This window comes from Dyella koreensis, from assembly GCF_044904565.1.
Taxonomy (GTDB): domain Bacteria; phylum Pseudomonadota; class Gammaproteobacteria; order Xanthomonadales; family Rhodanobacteraceae; genus Dyella_D; species Dyella_D koreensis.
The window spans coordinates 378,985-399,035 of the sequence record NZ_JADIKD010000007.1; the positions used below are offsets into that span (position 1 = coordinate 378,985).

The 20,051-nt window shown below is 65.5% G+C and carries 14 protein-coding genes; 4 read left to right on the top strand and 10 right to left on the bottom strand.

Features of this window, described 5'->3' with window-relative positions:
• Positions 1-45: 45 nt before the first annotated feature.
• Both tsaB and creD read right to left on the bottom strand, forming a co-directional pair.
• The gene (tsaB, locus tag ISS97_RS05600; RefSeq protein WP_379986128.1) at positions 46-732 is read right to left on the bottom strand and encodes a tRNA (adenosine(37)-N6)-threonylcarbamoyltransferase complex dimerization subunit type 1 TsaB; all 687 of its coding nucleotides are present in this window, start codon (positions 730-732) and stop codon (positions 46-48) included.
• Positions 729-2,084 carry a cell envelope integrity protein CreD gene (gene creD, locus ISS97_RS05605; protein WP_379986130.1) on the bottom strand — a complete coding sequence of 452 codons (1,356 nt, stop codon included), beginning with the start codon at positions 2,082-2,084 and terminating at the stop codon, positions 729-731. Before creD ends, tsaB begins: the two co-directional genes overlap by 4 nt.
• A gap of 276 nt (positions 2,085-2,360) precedes the next feature.
• On the opposite strand from creD, the gene ISS97_RS05610 reads away from it, so the two are divergent.
• The 3 genes from ISS97_RS05610 to ISS97_RS05620 all read left to right on the top strand — a co-directional run bounded on the left by ISS97_RS05610 (position 2,361) and on the right by ISS97_RS05620 (position 4,615).
• The gene (locus ISS97_RS05610; RefSeq protein ID WP_379986132.1) at positions 2,361-2,792 is read left to right on the top strand and encodes a YciI family protein; all 432 of its coding nucleotides are present in this window, start codon (positions 2,361-2,363) and stop codon (positions 2,790-2,792) included.
• A gap of 29 nt (positions 2,793-2,821) precedes the next feature.
• Positions 2,822-3,241, top strand: coding sequence for a VOC family protein (locus tag ISS97_RS05615; RefSeq protein ID WP_379986133.1), 420 nt, complete (start codon positions 2,822-2,824; stop codon positions 3,239-3,241).
• Between the two features lie 87 nt (positions 3,242-3,328).
• Positions 3,329-4,615 carry an RNA polymerase sigma factor gene (locus ISS97_RS05620; RefSeq protein WP_379986135.1) on the top strand — a complete coding sequence of 429 codons (1,287 nt, stop codon included), beginning with the start codon at positions 3,329-3,331 and terminating at the stop codon, positions 4,613-4,615.
• A gap of 9 nt (positions 4,616-4,624) precedes the next feature.
• Here the strand turns inward: ISS97_RS05620 and ISS97_RS05625 are convergent, their stop codons facing one another.
• The gene (locus ISS97_RS05625) at positions 4,625-4,993 is read right to left on the bottom strand and encodes a VOC family protein (RefSeq protein ID WP_379986136.1); all 369 of its coding nucleotides are present in this window, start codon (positions 4,991-4,993) and stop codon (positions 4,625-4,627) included.
• 61 nt (positions 4,994-5,054) lie between these two features.
• Positions 5,055-6,977: an ATP-dependent DNA helicase gene (locus tag ISS97_RS05630; protein ID WP_379986138.1), complete on the bottom strand. Its 1,923-nt coding sequence runs from the start codon at positions 6,975-6,977 to the stop codon at positions 5,055-5,057.
• Between the two features lie 73 nt (positions 6,978-7,050).
• Between ISS97_RS05630 and ISS97_RS05635 the strand changes: the two genes are divergently transcribed.
• Positions 7,051-7,611 carry a DUF4166 domain-containing protein gene (locus ISS97_RS05635; RefSeq protein WP_379986139.1) on the top strand — a complete coding sequence of 187 codons (561 nt, stop codon included), beginning with the start codon at positions 7,051-7,053 and terminating at the stop codon, positions 7,609-7,611.
• 25 nt (positions 7,612-7,636) lie between these two features.
• On the opposite strand, the gene ISS97_RS05640 is transcribed toward ISS97_RS05635, so the two are convergent.
• The 6 genes from ISS97_RS05640 to hrpA all read right to left on the bottom strand — a co-directional run bounded on the left by ISS97_RS05640 (position 7,637) and on the right by hrpA (position 19,939).
• Positions 7,637-8,170, bottom strand: coding sequence for a tetratricopeptide repeat protein (locus tag ISS97_RS05640; RefSeq protein WP_379986141.1), 534 nt, complete (start codon positions 8,168-8,170; stop codon positions 7,637-7,639).
• 2 nt (positions 8,171-8,172) lie between these two features.
• Entirely contained in the window at positions 8,173-10,500 is a 2,328-nt protein-coding gene (gene mrcB, locus ISS97_RS05645; protein ID WP_379986143.1) for a penicillin-binding protein 1B, read from the bottom strand.
• A 128-nt stretch (positions 10,501-10,628) separates the two neighbouring features.
• On the bottom strand, positions 10,629-11,471 hold the full coding sequence (locus ISS97_RS05650; protein ID WP_379986144.1) for an NAD(P)H-binding protein: 843 nt from the start codon (positions 11,469-11,471) through the stop codon (positions 10,629-10,631).
• Between the two features lie 324 nt (positions 11,472-11,795).
• On the bottom strand, positions 11,796-13,502 hold the full coding sequence (locus tag ISS97_RS05655) for a hypothetical protein (RefSeq protein WP_379986145.1): 1,707 nt from the start codon (positions 13,500-13,502) through the stop codon (positions 11,796-11,798).
• An 85-nt stretch (positions 13,503-13,587) separates the two neighbouring features.
• Positions 13,588-15,735, bottom strand: coding sequence for a bifunctional (p)ppGpp synthetase/guanosine-3',5'-bis(diphosphate) 3'-pyrophosphohydrolase (locus tag ISS97_RS05660; RefSeq protein WP_379986175.1), 2,148 nt, complete (start codon positions 15,733-15,735; stop codon positions 13,588-13,590).
• Positions 15,736-15,874: 139 nt separating this feature from the next.
• Entirely contained in the window at positions 15,875-19,939 is a 4,065-nt protein-coding gene (gene hrpA, locus ISS97_RS05665) for an ATP-dependent RNA helicase HrpA (protein ID WP_379986146.1), read from the bottom strand.
• Positions 19,940-20,051: the final 112 nt, after the last annotated feature.

Sequence of the window (20,051 nt, forward strand, 5' to 3'; positions counted from 1 at the left end):
CCAGAAAGGCGCACTCCGTGCGCCTTTCTTTTTTCCCGCTACTTATTAGCGCCCCTGCTCCACGAGCGTCAGCGCCACCTTGTCGCGCAGGTAAACCGGCAACGCCAGTTCCGGCGCCAAAGCATGGCCCGCCAGAAATTCACGCACCGCAAGCTCGGCCACATGTTCGGCCTGTGGGAAACAGGCGCCATCGGAAGTAAGCAGCGTGCCAGTCAAGCGTGCGGCCAATACGGTGCCATAGGTGGCCCAACCCGTACCGACCACGTGCCATGCCGCCGCGTCCGGCAGCACCAGTGATTCGGCGGTACAGACGCGTTCTTCATCCAACGCTACCAATCCGCCGTTATCGTCGCGGCAATAGCTCGCCGCATAGATCTCCCCCATGCGCGCATCGATCACCGCGAGGATGGCGGCATCGTCTTCCGGCGCCTCCAGCGCCAGCGCGGCGAGCGAAGACACCGTGACCACCGGCCGATCCAGCGCCAGCGCCATGCCCTGCGCCAGCGAGATGCCCAGCCGCACCCCGGTAAAAGCGCCCGGCCCACGCCCGACCGCGATGGCATCCAGCGCATGGCGTCCCAGGCCAGCTTCCGCAAGCAGCCCATCGGCCATGGGCAGCACCAGTTCGGCATGGCGGCGCGGGGCGATTTCGCTGCGGACGATCACCTCGTCGCCATGGACCAGGGCGACGGAGCAGGCTTCGGTGGAGGTTTCGATGGCGAGCAGATTCATGATCGCTCCATGGTAACGGCTTCGCCGCGCACTGGCTCAGCCGCGGCCGACCATCCATACCAGTCGATGCGACGGGTGAGGTACATCAGCAAGGCCACTGTGACCAGCAATACACCCGCGCCCATCAGCAACGCGTACTGCTCGGCGGCAATCAAGCCATAGAGCAGCGCATAGACCAGTGCCAATACGCCACCGAGCAACAGGCCGGCCCGCCGCGCGCGCAGCACGGCGGCGGCATAGCCGCCTACGATCAGCACCACGGCCGCAGCCGCCAGGGCGTACGCCGCACCAAAACCGATCTGCTCCGACAAGGCCAGCAGCACGACATAAAACGTCGCCAACGCAGCACCCACCAACAGGTATTGCACCGGATGCACGCGCAGGCGCTTGAGCACTTCGAACAAAAAGAACGCCACGAAAGTCATGGCGATAAACAACAGACCGTATTTACCTGCGCGCTCATTGCGCTGATACACATCCACCGGCTGATACAACTGCACGCCGAACGCGGATGCGCCAAGCAAAGCTTCAATACGCGTATCCCCGTTGACCCAATGCTGGCCATAACTGCGATTGAGATCGAGCATGCGCCAGTGCGCACTGAATCCACCCGCATCCAGTTTGCGCTCGCCCGGCAAGGCGGCACCGATAAAGCTGGGGTCGCTCCATGGGGCGTTGATCTCCACCGACGTGGAGCGCGCCAACGGCAACACCTGCAAGGATTCCGTGCCGGCCACCTTCAGGCTGGCCTCGAAGGTGATGGGCTGGTCACCCAGCGCCTTCAGATCGATCGGTATAGCAACACTCGCCAGATCGCCGATGCGGTCGGTTGAAGAGACGAAGCGCACGGGACGGCCATTGATCTTCAACGCCGTCACTTCCTGCAACCCTCGCAGGTCGCTCAGCAACAAGCGCAACTCCGCCTTGTCGGTCAACCACTCGGCACTGCTTGAACGCTGGTAGCCGGCCAGGTCTTCCGGCAGGAAGCGTCCACTCAACTGCACGGTCGAGGTAAACACCGGCGCACCGTAAATACCGTAGCGGCGCATCTGCACATGCATCGCCGCCGATACCTGCACGTCATCCGCCAAGACCGTTTCCGAGGCTAGCCGCACCCGCGGCTTCTCCTTCTCATCGGCCGCGATCAGCTCGCGCGTCGGCACCGCAAGCACCAGGCCGCCGATCACCTGGCGCCCGCCCCAGCCCTGCGCGATCTGCTCGATGGCGGTCTCGCGCATGCCCTGGCGCTCCTGCACCAGCCAACGCACCTGCATCAGGGGAATCAACATCAGCAAGGCCAGCAGGCCTATGCCCAGCACTTTTCCAGTCGGGCTCTGCATCCATCTGCCCATCAGTCGGCTCCATAGTCGCGGGAGCCTGCATGGCAACACGCCGGACGGGAAATGACCGGGCAGCCCGGGCCCGTTCACGGGCGGAGGTGGGGCAGCCATCGGCCCGGCAAAAGCCCATGCCATATCGCTGCATCGCCTTCACATTCCCCGCTCCCGGACCGGTGAAAAATTCTGCGGGTACCTGTCGATTTCCAGCCAGGCCGCTCGTCGCCTAAGCGAGAGACCCGCCCGATCCGGTGGCTCAGCCTCCCCATTCCACGCTCAGGAGATACAACCATGCGATTCATGCTGATGATTCACGCCACCAAGGAATCCGAAGCCGACGTGATGCCGAGCGAACAGTTGCTGGCCGAGATGGGCAAATACAACGAAGAGCTGGTCAAGGCCGGCGTGCTGCTTGCCGCCGAAGGCCTTCATCCCAGCTCCAAGGGTGCGCGGGTCCATTTCTCCGGCAATAAGCGCACCGTGATCGACGGCCCCTTCACCGAAACCAAGGAACTGATCGCCGGTTTCTGGCTGATCCAGGTGAAGTCGCTGGAGGAAGCCATCGAATGGGTCAAGCGCTGCCCGTGCCCGTTCGATGGCGAATCGGATATCGAAATCCGCCGCGTTTTTGAAGCCGAGGACTTTGGCGCCGAATTCACTCCCGAACTGCGCGAACAGGAAGAGCGCCTGCGCGCTGAAGTCGCCGCCCGCACCAGTCACTGATTCAGTCCCAACCTACTGAGGAGAAACCTATGTTGGCCCAGCCCTACCTCAACTTCGATGGCCGCTGTCAGGAAGCCATCGACTTCTACCAGACGACCCTCGGCGCCGAAGTCACCATGCTCATGCGCTTCAAGGACAACCCGGAGCCGCCAACCGCCGACTGCCCGCACGACCCTGCGGCAGCCGAAAAAGTGATGCATTCCGCCCTCCGCATCGGCGAAACCATGGTCATGGCGACCGACGGCTACAACAAGGGCGAGACGAAATTCAGCGGTTTCTCGCTCTCGCTCACGGTGAACAGCGACGCCGAGGTCAAGCGTTGCTTCGATGCGTTGGCCGACGGCGGCCAGGTGCAGATGCCCCCGGCCAAGACTTTCTTCGCCTCCAGCTTCGGCATGGTCACCGATCGCTTCGGCGTGTCGTGGATGATCCTGGCACTGCCGCAATAAGCTGGCACCCCGGCATCGCTCCGCCAGCGTGGGGCGATGCCTTTCGGCGGTTGCGCCCGGGCGGAGGTGATGGTGTGATCGGCCGCTATGACCGCGACCGACATCCACCGCGCCATCGACGCCGTATGGCGCATTGAATCGGCCAGACTGATCGCCGGCCTCGCGCGCATGGTGCGCGACGTGGGCCTGGCCGAAGAACTGGCGCAAGACGCCCTGGTGGTCGCGCTGGAGCAATGGCCCGAATCAGGCGTCCCGGACAACCCCGGCGCCTGGCTGATGACCACCGCCAAGCATCGTGCCATCGACCGCCTGCGCCGTAGCAAGCTGATCGAACGCAAGCATGAGGAGATCGCGCGGGACATGGAGGACGAACCCGCGTTCGCGTTCTCCGAAGTCGAGCTGGCTGCTGACGACCACATCGGCGACGACATGCTGCGACTGGTGTTCACGGCCTGCCATCCACTGCTGTCGATGGATGCACGCGTCGCGCTCACCCTGCGCCTGCTCGGCGGCCTGACCACGGACGAGATCGCGCGCGCCTTCCTGGTTCCCGAGCCCACCATTGCCCAGCGCATCGTGCGCGCCAAGCGCACGTTGAGCGAAGCCAAGGTGCCGTTCGAAGTGCCGCGCGGCGAGGAACTGCAGTCGCGCCTGACTTCCGTGCTCGGCGTGATCTACCTGATCTTCAACGAAGGCTATTCCGCCACCGCCGGTGACGACTGGATGCGTCCCGCGCTGTGCGAGGAAGCACTGCGCCTGGGCCGCATCCTGGCCGAGCTGGCGCCGCAGGAAGCCGAAGTGCACGGCCTGGTCGCCCTGATGGAAATCCAGGCTTCGCGCGCCGGCGCGCGCACTGGCCCCTCGGGTGAACCGATCCTGCTGCTGGAACAGAATCGCGCGCGCTGGGACCGGTTGCTGATCCGGCGTGGCCTGGCTTCGCTGGAGCGCGCCGAAATACTCGACGAGCAACGCGGCATCTACACCAGCCAGGCCGCCATCGCCGCCTGCCATGCACGTGCGCGAACCGCAGAAGCTACCGATTGGCGCCGCATCGTCACGCTCTACAGCGAACTGGCACGGATCGCACCATCGCCGGTGGTGGATCTGAATCGCGCCGTCGCCGTGTCGATGGCATTCGGTCCCGTGCCCGCACTGGCTATCGTCGATGCGCTGACCAGCGAACCCTCACTGGCGAACTACCACTTGCTGCCGAGCGTACGCGGCGATCTTCTGCGCAAGCTGGGGCGAACCAGCGAAGCGAAAGCAGAATTCGAACGCGCCGCCTCGCTCACCCGCAACGCGCGTGAGCGGGAGTTGCTGCTGGACCGTGCCGCGGACTGCGCGAAGACCATCGATGGCCCTGCCAGCCCCTGAAGTCCTGCATCAGGCCACCGGCGGTTGCCACAACTCGATGCGGGTGCCTTCGGGATCCACGATCCAGCCAAAGCGGCCGTATTCGCTGTCATCCACGCGCTCGTCCACCTCGACACCCGAGGTGCGCAGCTGCGCCAGCAGCGCATCGAGATCGTCAACGCGGAAGTTGATCATGTAAGGCTGCGTGCTCGGCGCGAAATACGAGGTATCCGCCGCGAACGGCGACCACAGCTGATAGCCCGGGTGCTTCGCGTCCTCAAAGCGCGCGCCGCCCCACTCCTCCACCGGCAAGCCCAGATGCTGTGCATACCAGGCGGCCAGTGCCGCGGGATCGCGGGATTTGAAGAAGAAGCCACCCAACCCGATCACTTTCGCCATGACCTGCCCTCCCTCACATTAGGAAGGCCAAGCATAGCGAACCCGGATGCGATGCCGCCGTCTACGCCTCGGCGGCTTCGAAGAAGGCCTGTACGTCCGTAAGTTCGCGCGTCCGTGGCATCGCCGGCAGGCTCGCCAGGAACAATTTGCCGTAACCCTTGCCAAGCAGGCGCGGATCGCACAGCACCAGCACGCCACGATCATGCACATCGCGGATCAATCGTCCCGCCCCCTGCTTGAGCGCGATCACCGCACTAGGCACCTGCCAGCCCATGAAGGGATTGATGCCGGACTGCTCCAGCGCATCTAGTCGCGCCTGCAAGACCGGATCGTCCGGTGCGGCGAACGGCAGCTTGTCGATCACCACCACGCTGAGTGCCTCACCGGCCACGTCCACGCCTTCCCAGAAACTGGCGGCGCCGAGCAGCACCCCATGGCCGCTGGCGCGGAATTCTTCCAGCAGGCGATGCCGCGGTGCCGTGCCTTGCACGAACAATGGCCATGGCACGCGCTCGCGCAATAAATCCGCCGCGCGGCGCAAGGCGCGATGCGAGGTGAACAGTAGGAAGGCGCGACCGTTCGATGTATGCAGCACTGGCAACACGGCATCGATCACGCGTTCGGTGTAATCGCGCATCGCCGGATCGGGCAGGCCGGGCGGCAGATAACACAACGCCTGCCGTGCATAGTCGAACGGACTCTCTAGCGTGAGTGTCTGCGGATCGTCCAGACCAAGCTGTCGCGCGAAGTGATCGAAATTGCCCGCTACTGATAACGTCGCCGAGGTATGAATCCATGCCGCCTGTGTGCGCTCGCGCAACGCGCGCAGTGGCGCAGCGAGATCCAGTGGTGTCGCATGCAAGGCAAAGCCGCGCGGAAAGGTTTCGTACCAGCGCACGTCCTGCTCGTCGGCCTGCTCCACAATGCGATCCAGCCGTTCGCTGAAATTCGCTGCGCGTTCGTGCGCATTGGCGAAACCGCGCGAGCGCTCTGCCTGCGAAGCGAGCACATCGGTCAGCGCGGCAAGCAGTTCGCGCACATCATGCAAGGCATCGCGGATCGCGGATGAGCCTTCCAGCGCATGGAACGGTCCGCGCTCAGGCAACACGTCCATCGCCAGGCGCAGTTTGCGAATCGCATCCTGCAGAGCTTCAACCGGTTCCAACACCAGGCCGATCGCGCCGGTGATGCCATTGCATTCACCCAAGGCATCCTGCGCCAGTTCGCTCAACTGACGCGCACTGATGCTCTGCGAAAAAAACTGGCCGGCCAGTTCGGGAATCTGGTGCGCCTCGTCCAGAATGAAAGCTTGTGCACCCGGCAGGATTTCGCCGAAGCCTTCCTGCTTCAACGCCAGATCGGCGAACAATAGGTGATGGTTGACCACCACGAGGTCGGCTTCCTGCGCTTCGCGCCGCGCCTTCACCACATGACAATCGTCGTAGAACGGACACTCCACACCCAGGCAGTTTTCCGGCGTGGAGGTCACTCGCGGCCACATCGGCGACTCTTCCGGCACCTCCGCCAGCTCCATGCGATCACCGTGACGCGTGCGCGCCGACCAGGCGCGGATCGCCGCGAGCTGCGATGCCTGCGTATGATCAAAACTGGCGCCCTCACGCACCGTCTGATCGAGACGGTACAGGCACAGATAATTGGCACGCCCTTTCAGCAGCGCGGTCTTCAGGCGCGCGCCGAGCACCGAACGCACTTTGGGCAGGTCGCGAAAGAACAACTGATCCTGTAGGGCTTTGGTGCCGGTGGACACAATCACCCGCTCGCCCGACAACAAGGCCGGGACGAGATATGCATAGGTCTTGCCGGTGCCTGTGCCCGCCTCGGCGATCAGCGTTTCGCGCTCGGCGATGGCGTGCTGGACCGCATGCGCCATCGCCTGCTGGGCGGCACGCGGTGCGAAGTTGGGCAGTTCACGGGCGAAGGGGCCATCCGCGCCGAGCAGCGCAGATACGTCGGTATCGGTCATGCGGACAAGTATCGCCGACTCTGCCGGCAGGGGCGATGCCCTAGACTGCGCAAGCCTCTTTCGGAGCATCACCATGACGGAGACTGCCGTCAGCACCTGGTTCGGCCAGGGCTTTGCGCAGCTACACCCGCTATTGCAGGACCTGCACCGACACGGCGGACGATTGCACGGCCCCGTGCAGATCCGCACAGGCCGGGGTGTCGGTGGATGGATAGGACGCCGTCTGGCCCGCAAGCTCGACGTACCCGTCGACGAAAGTCGCGCGCATACGCTGGAAGTCACCATCTATCACGCCGACGGACTACTCCACTGGGATCGCCGCTTCGACGACGCGCACCGCTTTCCATCGACGTTCCGGCCGTCCGGGCAATGGCCCACGGGTTACTGGATCGAAGACGCCAGCGCCATTGCCTTGTTGCTGCAAGTGGATGTCGTGGATGGCGGCTGGTACTGGTGCTGCATCGGCGCCCAGCGCGGCGCCTTGCGTCTTCCGGCCTGGCTGCTGCCGCGCAGTAACGCCTACAAACGCATCGAGCAGGGCCGCTATCGCTTCAGCGTGAGCTTTACCCTGCCCGTGCTGGGCGAGCTGCTTGCCTATGAGGGATCACTGGAAGCGGGTACCGCAGTGACGTAATGCAGTTGGGTTACCGCACCACCGATCAGTAACGCGGCACGCCTTCCACATGGCACTGCTTCACCCACTTGTCGGCCGTGGCCGCCGCGGCATCGTCACCGGCGTGCTGACGCAGTTCGGCGATGGTCCGCCAGTTGCGCGCGCACAGTGGACCCAGGCGCGGGCCGAGTTCCCAGGACTTCTTGGCAAGCTGCTCGGCCTGCCCATAGTCCTTGAGATGGATGGCCACCTCGGCGCGCTCCTGCAGCAGATCGGGCGACGTGGGGCTTAACTTCAGCGCCTGATCAAGCTTCGCGGCAGCCGCGTCGAACTGACCACCGCGCACATCGGCCTGCGCCGCATCCTGCAGTGATGCCACGCCGGGATCACGCAGCGGCTGTACGTCGATCACCGACTTTTCTTTTTCACCCGCCGCCCGGATGGATGCCAGCATGTCGTTGTCCGAACGTGTCGGCCGCGTGGCCTGCGACGGCGCGCTGGGCTGGGTGCACGCCACCAGCACAAGGGCGGCGAACGCAGCGGAGAGAACGGGGCGGCAGGCAAGACGACGGTACGACATGATCAATCTCGAATAGCGGAAGAGGAGGCGGGAGCCGGCGCATTATCGCTGCCTCCGAACCAATTCTGTACGCGCTGCCAGAAACAGCCTTCCGCATCCTGCGCCAGCGAACCCGCAACTACCGGCAACTGACGCGCACCTTCGCACTGCGGATCGGAGCGCTTGCCGGTGGCGGGGTTGATCCACGCCAGTTCCAGACCTTCACCCGGCGCCGCGGACAGCGGACGCGTGGGCAGCTTGCGGAACAATTCCTGCCATGCACGCAGGCTGCCGGTGGCGCCATACAGGCCGCTCGGTTTGTTGTCGTCGCGGCCCATCCAGATTACCGCCAGGTGCTCGCCGGTGAAGCCAGCGAACCAGCTGTCGCGCATGTCGTTGCTGGTACCCGTCTTGCCGGCGGCATTGAGATAGGAGAGACCGGATTTGCCGATCGACGCGGCCGTGCCCGAACGTGCCACTTGCTGCATGGCCCAGGTCACCAGACGCACCGCCGGCTGATATTCGCCATTGCCGGTCTTCACTTCATAGCGCTTGATCGTCTGGCCCTTGCTGTCCACCACGCCGCGCACCGCCACCAGCGGCAGCGCATGACCATCGGCCGCGATGTACTGATACAGCTGAGCCACCTGCAACGGCGCCAGATCCTGCGCGCCAAGCAGCAGCGACGGGCTGGGATTTACATTGGTCAGGCCGAAGGATTCAAGGAAGGCCTTGATCCGCGGCACGCCAACGTCGAGGCCGAGATGGATGGTCGCCAGATTCCAGGAATGCACCAGCGCATCGATCATCGGCACTTGGCCGTGTACATCGCCCTCGTCGTTCTTCGGCGTCCATTGCGTACCGTCCGGCTGACGCATGCTCACCGGTACATCGTCGATCAGCGTGCCGAGGTTCCAACGTTCTGGCTGCGCAAGCGCCACCAAATAGACCAGTGGCTTGATGGTCGAGCCGATGGCGCGACGCGCGTCCATGGCGCGATTGAAGCCTTGGTCACCCGGATCCTTGCTGCCCACGACGGCCAGCACGCTGCCGGTCTGCGCATCCGTCACCACACCGGCCGCCTGCGCGGCTTCGCCACGCTTGCCGAGGCTCTTCATGGTGGTGACGATGGCCTGCTCGGTATACAGCTGCGCGGCCGGATCGAGCGTGGTGAACACGCTGAGGTTGCCGGCACTGAGCGTGGCGTCGTCAAAGTCGCTGATGATCTGCGCGCGCACCAGCTCCATGAAGGCCGGGAAGCGGTTATGCGGCAGCTGGCCATTGCTCACGATACCCAGCGGCGTCGCCTCGGCTGCCTTGGCCTGCTCCGGCGTCAACAATCCGGTGGTGGCGAACTGTTCCAGCACCAGATTGCGACGCGACAACGCGCGATCCGGATAACGGCGCGGGTCGTAATAACTCGGCCCCTTCACCATGCCGATCAGCAGCGCCATCTCCTGCGGGCGCAGGTCTTCCATGCGCCGACCGAAATAGAACTCCGCCGCCGCGGCGAAACCATGCACCGCCTGGCTGCCCTGCTGGCCGAGGAACACCTGGTTGACGTAGGCCTCCAGAATGCGGCCCTTGTCGTAGTGCGCCTCGATCAGGATCGACATCAGCGCTTCGTTGAACTTGCGTGTGAAGTTCTGATCGCGGTCGAGAAACAGATTGCGCACCAACTGCTGGGTCAGCGTGGAACCACCCTGCACCGTGTGGCCGGCGCGCAGATTGGCGAAGGAGGCACGCAGGATCGCCGAGAAATCGATGCCGATGTGATGCTTGAAGTCGCGGTCTTCCACCGCCTGCAAACCGCCGAGCAGCAAAGGCGGCACATCGGCGAGACGCACGATGCGGCGCTCTTCCTGCTGCGCGCCATACAAGGTGGCGATACGCGCCGGGTCCAGATGCGCCAGCTCGATCGTCTTGCCGCTGGCGGCATCCTTCAGGCTGCTCACCTGCCCCTTGCCCAGCGCCACGCGAACACGCTTGGGCAACTCGCCGCCGTCCGGGCCGGCATAGCCGCGCGAGGAAATAATGTAGGTCGAACCATCCTTGGCCCAGCTGCCGGCGACCTGGCCATGGCCATCATTGCTATAGCCGGAGAAAGTCAGCTCCAGCTCCAGTGCGGCCGGCGTCATCGGCGCACCCTGCTCCAGCGGCAGCGGGCGGGCATAGATGCGGGTGGGCACGGCGAAGACCAGATCATTGAAGCGATCCTGCACGCGCTTGTTCAACACCAGCGTGTACGGCAGGACGAACCCGAACAGCAGGCCCATGCAGATCCAGAACGGAATGCGCAGCCAGGGCCAGGCGGCGCTTGCCAGCGAGCGGAGTCGGGTCAGAAAGGCCAACGGGAAGGAATCCTGAACAACAGTGTGGCGGGGATCATAGGGCCTGCCGCCCGGCGGGCATATGAACGCTGGCCGCGGTTTGGGGCGGAAATGAGGCCGCGATCAAGCGAAACGGAGGCACTGAGCCCCTAACGGGGACCCATGCCCCAGCTCGCCAGATCCGGACGGAACGGGCGCGGCGATACGCCCAGGATGCGCTGTAACTCACTGTTGTCGGCGATCAGATCGCCCTCCAGCCGGCTAAGCGGACCGCGCAGATGCGGCACCGCATGACGCCCCAGCTTCAACAGCCACGCCGGCAGCGGCACCGGCAACGTCGCCATCGGCAGACTGCGGCGCACACGGGCGAACATCTCGCCAGCCGTCAGACGCTCACCGCCGCCGATGGACAGAATCCTGCCCGCCGCGTCGGCGGTCACCAGCGCGGCGACCGCCGCCTGAGCGATATCGTCCGCATGCACCGGCTGGCGTAAACCACGCCCGGCGGGGAGCGGAAAGACTTTCGTGCGGCTGGCGCGCCGCGCAATCGGCGACAGGTTTTTGTCCAGTCCCGCGCCGTAGACCAGGGTGGGGCGAAACACGGTCCAGACGTAGCCGCGTCGTTCGCACGCTGCCGCCAATGCCGCTTCCGCGTCGCGCAGGTGTTGCGACAACGCACGTTCGGCCGGTACTTCGGAGTGCCGTTTGCTCTCGGCGCTCATCGAGCTGGTAGCGATCACTTGTGGACTGCCTTGGATCTCCGCCTGCTCCAGCCAATCGGCCAGCTTTTGCAAAGGGCCAAAGCTAATGATCGCGGTGAGCGGCTGCGTCGGCGGAACCAGCTGCGGCAAATCACCCTGCAGCCAGGTCACACCGCTTTGCGACGGCCTGATCTGCCGGCTGACGGCGAATACGGCGTCACCACGCGCGAGCAGCCGCGGCAGCAGGAAATGGCCGATCTGGCTGCTGGCACCAAAGACAAGAACACTCATGCAAGAGCCTGTTTAGTGGCTTTGAATGGCCCGCGCCGGGAGCTGTTTGCGCGCAGGCCAAGGAAGAACGAAGGAGTGTACGTCCGTACACGACTGAGTGATGACGCCGGCCTGTGGGCAAACAGACCCGGCCCGCACGCGGGGAGAGTCCATGGATGGACTCGGCTCTGAGGAGCGAGGAAGGGTTGCTGTTGAGTGGCCGCCATGCGGCAACGCGCGGCTTGGCCTGGCAGCCAGCCAGGCGCTGCGCCACGCGCCACCACCTGACAGCCACTCAACAGCAACGCGGGCCATTCAAAGCCACTAAACAGGCTCTAACCCGACTCAACCGCCGGCCTGGAGATGCGCGGCAATTACGGAAAGCCGCGGATTGTCCGGCGCCAGCTTGCGCGCGCGATTCAATGCCTGCGCCGCATTGGCGCGATCGCCACGAGCCAGTTGCTGCTCCGCCTGATCCATCCACGCACCGGCCAGACGCTGACGCAATTCCGCCTGCCCGGCGTCACCCGGCGCGAGGTCGCCCAGATCCGACAAACGCTCGCCGGCCTGCGCGAGATTGCCGTTGGCCAGCGCCTGGTTGAACTGGCTGGTAACCAGCCCGGGCAGTGCCTGCAAACCGCGCCGCGCCGTTTCGTTATTGCCGTCGATGGCCAGCGCACCGCGATACAGGTCGTAGGCGCTCTCGCCGGGCGGCAACATGATGTCGCCATGCCGTGCCGCCGTATCCGCGCGCTGGATCATGCGCGCCAACTCGGTGCTCTGTTGCGGCGTGAGCGTGGCGGGTGCTTCTTCAGCCACCGGTGCCTCGCCCGACACATTTCGCGGCGCGGTGTTGGCACGTTTGGCCGAGTCGGCGAGATGTGCGCGAGCAGCCACCAGGTCCGCCGACTTGGGCGCCAGTTGGGAGGCCTGATCGAGCAACTTGCCGGCCTGCGCGTTATCGCCGCCGTCCATCGCCGCACTCGCCTGCACGATCAGCGCCTGCGCGACCTGGCCCAGTCCGGCCTTGGCATCCGCGTTATCGGGATCGATGGCGAGCGCCGCCTTGAAACGGGCCAGCGCCGTATCGTCACCAGCATCGGTGATGCGGCCGGCACGCAACGCCTCCTGCCCCTGTTTGAGCGCGTCGGCAAGTTCGCCGTTGTCGGCCTTCTGGTCCTGCACGAGCGCGGCGCGCAGCGAAGGCAGCTCGCCATAGTTCGGCAACAGGGCCGCCAGCCGGTCGACGCTGACGCCAGCCGCGGCCCGATCGCCGCTTTCGATGGCCTTGCGAGCCTGCGCGGCGAGCGCATCGCCGACCTTGTCCAGACCGTGCTGCGCTACTGCGTTGCCGGGGTCGGCCGCGAGTACACGCTTATAAAGATTGCCGGCTTCTTCGGGTTTACCGTCGGTCATGGCCTGCTGGGCCTGATCGACGAGCGCGCCGGTTTCCACACTGGCACCGCGCGCCTTGGCAATGGCCTGGGCCAATCGGTCCACGTCGCTGCCACCGCCGAGCAGTTCACGCGCGCTGTTGGTGGCCTGCTCGGCCTGATCGAGCTGACCGGCATTGAGCGCGGCATCGGCGCGCGCCACTTCGGCCAGGCCTACTTTGCGCAGGCCGTCGCGGGCGCGGTCGTTGTCCGGTTCGAGCGCACGCGCGGCCTCGAACAACTCGCGTGCGCTGCTGCCGTCATTGCCGTCCAGACGTCCATCCTGCAAGGCCTGTTCGGCACGGCCGAGCACGTCGTTGAGTTCGGTGTTGGGTACCAGCCCGCGCAGGCGATCCTGTTGCAGCCACAACGTCACGCCCAGCCCGATCACCACCAGCAACAGCAGCGGCCACAGCCATCCGCGTTTGCCGGACGGCGTGCGCGAGGTCCGCGATGCAGTTGACCCTGACGGACGGCGGCGCTCGGGATCCAGGGTGACCTTGGGCAGACCGTCATCCGGACCCGATGGCGCCGGCGCACCCAGGTGATCGATGTCGCCCAGGGTCGGCTCGGTGCGCCCATGCGTGCCGTGTTCGTGCTGGTCTTTGCGTCCGTTCATAGTCCACACATTGAGATCAATCGAAGCAGCTTAGCATCGCGCCATGTAAGGCCTGAGGGTCGAACGTTGTCGAAAGCTCCTGCGTTCAGCCGCCACTGACGCGGCGCGCCTCCACCACGTTCGGCAGCGCCACCAGGCGCCCCAGCAGGGTGGAAAGCTGCTCGTAGTCGCGCACGCGCAGGGTAAAGCGCATCTCCACCTCGCCAGTACGGGTAAACACTCGGCTGGACGAGGCGATGATGTGGGTGCCGGAGTTGCTGATCACGCTGGTGACGTCCTTCTGCAGGCCCTTGCGGTCATAGCCATGCAGTTCGACATCCACCTCGTAGGCCTGCGCACTGGCCTTGCCCCACTCCACTTCGATCACGCGATCCGGGTCGCGCTTGGCCAGCCGCGCCAGGCTGACGCAATCGGCACGATGCACCGACACACCGCGACCGCGTGTCACAAAGCCGCGCACCGCATCGCCGGGCAAAGGCTGGCAGCAGCGCGCCAGCGTAGTGAGCAGGTTGCCCACACCCTCAATCCGCAGCGCACTGTGATCCAGCGTGCTGTGCCGCGAAGCCACCGGGAACGACGACTGGGTCATTTCCGTCGACGGCGTTTCGGTTTCCTGCAGCGCACGCGCGATCTGGCCGGGCGTGATCTCGCCCAGCGCCAGCGCCACCAGCACGTCATCCAGCTGCTTGAGATGGAAGTGCGCGGGCAGCTTGCCGGTATCCGCCGCCGGCAGTGCCAGGCGCCTGAGCTCGCGCTCGAACATCGCGCGTCCGGCGGCGAGGTTGGCGTCGTGCGCACTGCGACGGAACCATGTACGCACCTTTTCCCTGGCGCGCGAGGTGTTGAGGTAACCGTGGTGCGCCGACAGCCAGTCGCGGCTCGGCTCCGCCGTCTTGGCGGTAAGGATCTCGATGCGGTCGCCGCTGTGCGGCTGGAAGGTCAGCGGCACGATGCGTCCGTTGACCTTGGCGCCGCGGCAGCGATGCCCCACTTCGGTGTGTACGTGGTAGGCGAAGTCCAGCACGGTCGCGCCGCGGGGCATGTCCACCACCTCGCCCCGCGGGGTGAGCACGTAGACGCGGTCTTCCATCAGCTCGGTATGCAGCTCGGCGGCCAGGTCGCCCTCGCCGTCCGTCTTCGGCTCGAGCAGGCGGCGCATCCAGGCGATCTTGGCCTCGAACTCGCTGTCGCCGCTGCCGCCTTCCTTGTAGCGCCAGTGCGCGGCCACACCCAGTTCGCTGATGCGATGCATCTCGTGGGTGCGGATCTGCACTTCCAGTGTCTTGCCGTGCGGCCCGATCACCGCCGTGTGCAGCGAGCGGTAGTCATTGCCCTTGGGGCGCGCGATGTAGTCGTCGAACTCGCCCGGCAAGTGCGGCCACAGCGAATGCACCACGCCCAGTGCGCCATAGCAGTCGGCCACGCTGTCCACCAGCACGCGCACCGCGCGGATGTCATAAAGATCGGAGAACTCCAGCTCCTTGCGCTGCATCTTTTTCCAGATGGAATAGATGTGCTTGGGGCGCCCGGCCAGATCGGCGCGGATGCCGGCGGCGTCCAGCGAGCGCTTTAGCTCGGCCAGCGAATCGCGGATGAACTCCTCGCGATCCGTACGCCGCTCGTCGAGCAGGCGCGCGATGCGGCGATAGGTATCCGGCTGCAGATAGCGGAAGGCCAGATCCTCCAGCTCCCACTTCAACTGCCAGATACCGAGGCGGTTGGCGAGCGGCGCATGGATATCGCGCGTCAGCCGCGCCAGCCCCTGCCGCTCGGACTCCGCCAAGGCACCCGCGGCGCGCATGCGCGCCAACTGGCGTGCCAGCAGGATGAACACCACGCGCAAGTCACGGATGATCGCCAGCAACAGCCGGCGCAGACCTTCGGCACCGCTCTCCGGCGCCTGCTGCGCGTGCAGTGCCCATACCTTCTCGGCCGCCAGCTGACCCGCGACCAGTCGCTGCAGCTCGGCGGGCGACGACGCTTCGCGTTCCGCCCAGAATGCCGGATCGACCCGCGCCAGCTCGAACCACAGCGCCGCAGCCTGCGTCTGCGCGTCGCAACCCAGCATGCCGAGCAGATCGAGCACGTCCGCGCACTCGGCCTGGTGCACCGGACGCACGGCACAGGCCTCCAGCGCCTGCGCGAGCAACGGCGACACGGAACCCGCGCGGCTTAGCCACAGGGCCAGACTGGATTGTGCAGTGGGGGCGGCTTGAACCACGAAGCGTTCCATCCTCGGCAGTACGCCCATTCTAGTGCTGTAGGAGCGCACCCTGTGCGCGAAAGCCCCGCCATAGCAGGGCGGCCTTTGAACGCCGTGCTCTATTGATGAGCGCGGCCCTGCCGGGCCGTTTCGCGCACAGGGTGCGCTCCTACGACAGAGCTTCCAGGGCTCGGGCCAATCGCTTGGCCGATACCGGCTCGGCGGTCTTCAGCTCCTGGGCGAAAAGCGACACGCGCCATTCCTCGATCAGCCAGCGCAGCTCGGCCAGCGCCTCCGGCTCGGTACCGCCGGCGCGATGCTTGAGATACTCGCGCCAATACGGCAGCACCTGCAGCATGCGCTGCTGATCCTTGGCCGGGTCCTGTCGCAGGCGCTCGGCGCGCAGACGCATCGCCTTGAGGTAGCGCGGGAAGTGCGTCAGGCGAGCCGTCGACAGCTCGCGCAGGAAACCCGGAGTGAGCAGGCCATCCAGTTGCTCGCGCAGATCGTCGTAGCTGGCGCGCGCGAAACCGATCAGCGGCGGCTCCAGCCACGGCTTCAAATCCGCCTGTGCCTCGATCGTGGGTTCGGCCAACTTCAAGCGTTCCACCGCTGCCGCGAACAACTCCCGCGCAGCCTGGGTGCGCAATGCCTCGAAGGCACCCGCGGTGCGCACGTTGAGTTCGTAGCGTTCCAGCAGGTCAGCGAAGCCGCCTTCCACCAGATCCTCGCGTAGGCCATCCACACTACCGAGCGGCGCGTACTTCAGCGCCAGCGGATTGGCGATGGGCAGACGGCGCCGCGCCTGTTTCATGTCGGTGGCGATGGCATTACGCAACAGGCGAATCACGCCAAGGCGATGCGCCTCGCGTGCCTCATCGCTGCGTTCGAACACACGCAACGCGACCGCCTCGCCCAGATCAACCAGTGCTGGGAAAGCCATCAGGCCGCCCTCGGAACGCACCTGGGCGGGAATGTCTTCGAAATCCCAGCTGGTGACGTCTTCGCGCGTGAGTTCGATATCGGTCTTGCGCGAGAACGCTTCGCGCGCCTGCCCTTCCCACTGGCCGCGCAGCGCCGCGAGGTCGCGTCCCGTTGCAAGCGTGCGGCCCCGCCCTTGATGATCGTCTCCGTCATACAGGCGGTAGCGCATAGCGAAGTGCGGAGGAAGCGCCGCTGCATCGAATTCGCCCGCGCCGATGTCGACACCCGTGGCGCGTTTGAGAAAGGCGGCGAGTGCCTTGGTCAACGATTCATCGCGCGGCGCCTCGGCTTCCACAAAGGCACGCGCGAAATCCGGCGCGGGCACAAAGTTGCGGCGCAATGCCTTCGGCAGGCCACGGATTAACTCGGCCACTTTTTCCCCAAGCAGCCCGGGCACCAGCCATTCGCAACGCGCCGCCGGCAACGCGTTCAACATCGCCAGCGGCAGATGCAGAGTCACACCGTCCGCCTCATCACCGGGCACGAAGCGGTACTCCAAGCGATAACGTTGCGGTGAAATCTCCATCGCCGCAGGAAACGCCTTGGGATCGAGACCGGCGCCACCTGCCATCACATCATCGATCGACCAGCGCAGCGCCGCCTGTTCGGCCGGGCGCGCATTGCGATACCACGCATCCAGCGCACGACTGCTGGCGATGTCCTGCGGCAGCTTGCCCTCGAAGAAGCCAACCAGCTCATCCTCGTGGCGGATCAGCCCTTCACGACGCTGCTTGGCTTCAATACCTCGCGCATCCTCCAGCACCCGCTGGTTGGCGCGCACGAAATCCGCTCGCGTGTCGATGTCGCAGCGAGCCAGCGCTTCGCGCAAAAAGATCTCGTGCGCCAGCGAGGGGGCCTGCTGCTGGAACGTCACCGGCCGCCGCTCGATCAGAGTGAGGCCGAACAGGCTCACCTGTTCATAAGCCACCACGGTGCCGCGCTTGCGCGACCAATGCGCATCGCGGCAGGCGGAGCGCAACAGATGCGCCGCCTGTTGCTCGACCCACAGCGGCTCAATGCGGGCACACATCATGCCCCACACCTTTCCGCCCACATCCAGGATCTGCGCAGCAAAGACCCAGTTCGGCGGCACCTTCGCCAAAGCCGAACCGGGGAACACCTGGAAGCGGCGCTCGCGCGTGCTGCGATAGATGCCTTTTTCGTCCTTGTGCCCGACTTGCGTGGGCAGGCCGGCGAGCAGACTGCGATGCACGGACTCGTACAATCGCTCCGCATCATCGCTCCCTCTCCCCTCAGGGGAGAGGGCTGGGGTGAGGGGCGGGTGCTCGCGAGAACCTTGCCTATCCTTGCCTTTCTTTGCTGGCGCCGACGCGCTGCGGGAAGGCTGTCGCAAGACTGCCCCCTCATCCCGGCCTTCTCCCCGTAGGGGAGAAGGAGAAGTGAGGTTCCATCCCAACTCCTGTACCACCAGCAACAACTGCCTGTGCAACTCGCGCCACTCGCGCATGCGCATGAAGCTGAGGAAACTGCGTGAACACCAGTCGCGCAGCTTCGACTGCGTCAGCTCCTCGTGCGCCTTGCCGTACTCGCGCCACATAGTGAGCACGCCGACAAAGTCGGACTTCGGATCGGTGAACGCCGCATGCGCGGCATCCGCCTGCTGCCGCGCATCGGCAGGCCGCTCGCGCGGATCCTGGATGCTCAGGAAAGCCACGATCACCAGCAGCTCGCGCAGGCTATGCAGCCGCTCGGCCTCCACCAGCATGCGCGCCAGCTGCACGTCGATCGGCAACCGGGCCAGCGTGCGCCCGACCGGCGTAAGTCGCCGCTGCTCGTCGATGGCGGAGATTTCAGCAAGGCGGCGGTAGCCATCGGCCACCACGCGCGGATCGGGCGCCTCCAGGAACGGAAACTCGTCCACCTCGCCCAACTGCAGCGAGAGCATGCGCAGGATCACGTTGGCCAGCGAGGAGCGCAGCAATTCCGGATCGGTATACGCCGCGCGGCTGGCGAAATCGGCCTCGTCGTACAGGCGATAACAGACGCCCGGCCCCACGCGGCCGCAGCGGCCCTTGCGCTGATCGGCGGCGGCCTGCGAGACGGGCTCTACATGCAGCCGCTCCAGCTGACTGCGCTGGCTGTAACGCTTCACGCGCGCGCTGCCGGTATCGATCACGTAGCGGATGCGCGGCACCGTGAGCGAAGTCTCGGCCACATTGGTGGCAAGCACCACACGTCGCTTCGGCCCGGGCTTGAACACACGATCCTGATCACCGGCGGACAGGCGCGCATACAGCGGCAGGATCTCGGTCTCTCGGTACTGCCGGCGCGACAGCAGCAGATGCGCGTCGCGGATCTCACGCTCGCCGGGCAGGAACACCAGCACGTCACCACGAGGATCATCGTGAGTGATCTCGTCCAGCACGGCGGCAATGTGATCCGCACTGCCCTGCTGCATCTCGCGTCCGCCGCGGCGCGCGCCCATCTCGTCCAGCGAGCGCCAGCGCACTTCCACCGGATACGCGCGGCCTTCCACCGACACCACCGGCGCACCGGCGAAATGCTCGGCGAAGCGCTCGGTGTCGATGGTGGCCGAAGTCACGATGATCTTGAGCTCGGGCCGCTTCACCGCCAGCCGCTTCAGATAGCCCAGCAGGAAGTCGATGTTGAGGCTGCGTTCGTGCGCCTCGTCGATGATGATGGTGTCGTAGGCCGACAGCCATGGATCACCCTGCGTCTCGGCGAGCAGGATGCCGTCGGTCATGAACTTGACCAGGCTGCGCTCGGAGACCTGATCGGTAAAACGCACCTGGAAGCCAACCTGGTCGCCCAGTTGCGTCCCAAGCTCCTCCGCCACGCGGCGCGCCACTGAGCGCGCGGCCAGACGACGCGGCTGGGTGCAGCCGATCATCCCCGCCTCGCCACGCCCCGCCGCCAGGCACAGCTTGGGCAGCTGGGTGGTCTTGCCCGAGCCGGTCTCACCGGCAATCACCACCACCTGATGCTCGCGGATCAGCTTGATGATGTCGTCGGCGCGCGCGGTGATCGGCAGCGATTCGTCCAGCCGGATGGCCGGTTTGGCCGCGACGCGGGCGCGGCGAATGGCCGCGGAACGCTCGATATCGGCGGCCAGCGCCTCCAGCTTCTTATCGTCAGGACGACGCGACAGACCTCGCCAGCGCCCCAGCAGGCGGCCGAAATCGCGGCTGGTGACCCCGTCCAGCGCCTTGCGCAAGGTGCGCAGGCGGGCGTCGGGTGTACGGGAGTGGGTGGCAGGTGTGTCGCTCATCGGACCGCACATGATAACCGCTGCCGGCAGGCCGATAGCTTGTGACTATCGGCGACATCGGAAGGATTCATTTCTTCCTAACATCACGGGCCACTAAGCTCGTTGTCAGTCC

Excerpts from the sequence above, each read along its gene's own strand:
- tsaB (WP_379986128.1), bottom strand. The coding sequence starts at position 732 with ATGAATCTGCTCGCCATCGAAACCTCCACCGAAGCCTGCTCCGTCGCC.
- creD (WP_379986130.1), bottom strand. The coding sequence starts at position 2,084 with ATGGGCAGATGGATGCAGAGCCCGACTGGAAAAGTGCTGGGCATAGGC.
- ISS97_RS05610 (WP_379986132.1), top strand. The coding sequence starts at position 2,361 with ATGCGATTCATGCTGATGATTCACGCCACCAAGGAATCCGAAGCCGAC.
- ISS97_RS05615 (WP_379986133.1), top strand. The coding sequence starts at position 2,822 with ATGTTGGCCCAGCCCTACCTCAACTTCGATGGCCGCTGTCAGGAAGCC.
- ISS97_RS05620 (WP_379986135.1), top strand. The coding sequence starts at position 3,329 with ATGACCGCGACCGACATCCACCGCGCCATCGACGCCGTATGGCGCATT.
- ISS97_RS05625 (WP_379986136.1), bottom strand. The coding sequence starts at position 4,993 with ATGGCGAAAGTGATCGGGTTGGGTGGCTTCTTCTTCAAATCCCGCGAT.
- ISS97_RS05630 (WP_379986138.1), bottom strand. The coding sequence starts at position 6,977 with ATGACCGATACCGACGTATCTGCGCTGCTCGGCGCGGATGGCCCCTTC.
- ISS97_RS05635 (WP_379986139.1), top strand. The coding sequence starts at position 7,051 with ATGACGGAGACTGCCGTCAGCACCTGGTTCGGCCAGGGCTTTGCGCAG.
- ISS97_RS05640 (WP_379986141.1), bottom strand. The coding sequence starts at position 8,170 with ATGTCGTACCGTCGTCTTGCCTGCCGCCCCGTTCTCTCCGCTGCGTTC.
- ISS97_RS05650 (WP_379986144.1), bottom strand. The coding sequence starts at position 11,471 with ATGAGTGTTCTTGTCTTTGGTGCCAGCAGCCAGATCGGCCATTTCCTG.
- ISS97_RS05655 (WP_379986145.1), bottom strand. The coding sequence starts at position 13,502 with ATGAACGGACGCAAAGACCAGCACGAACACGGCACGCATGGGCGCACC.
- ISS97_RS05660 (WP_379986175.1), bottom strand. The coding sequence starts at position 15,735 with ATGGAACGCTTCGTGGTTCAAGCCGCCCCCACTGCACAATCCAGTCTG.
- hrpA (WP_379986146.1), bottom strand. The coding sequence starts at position 19,939 with ATGAGCGACACACCTGCCACCCACTCCCGTACACCCGACGCCCGCCTG.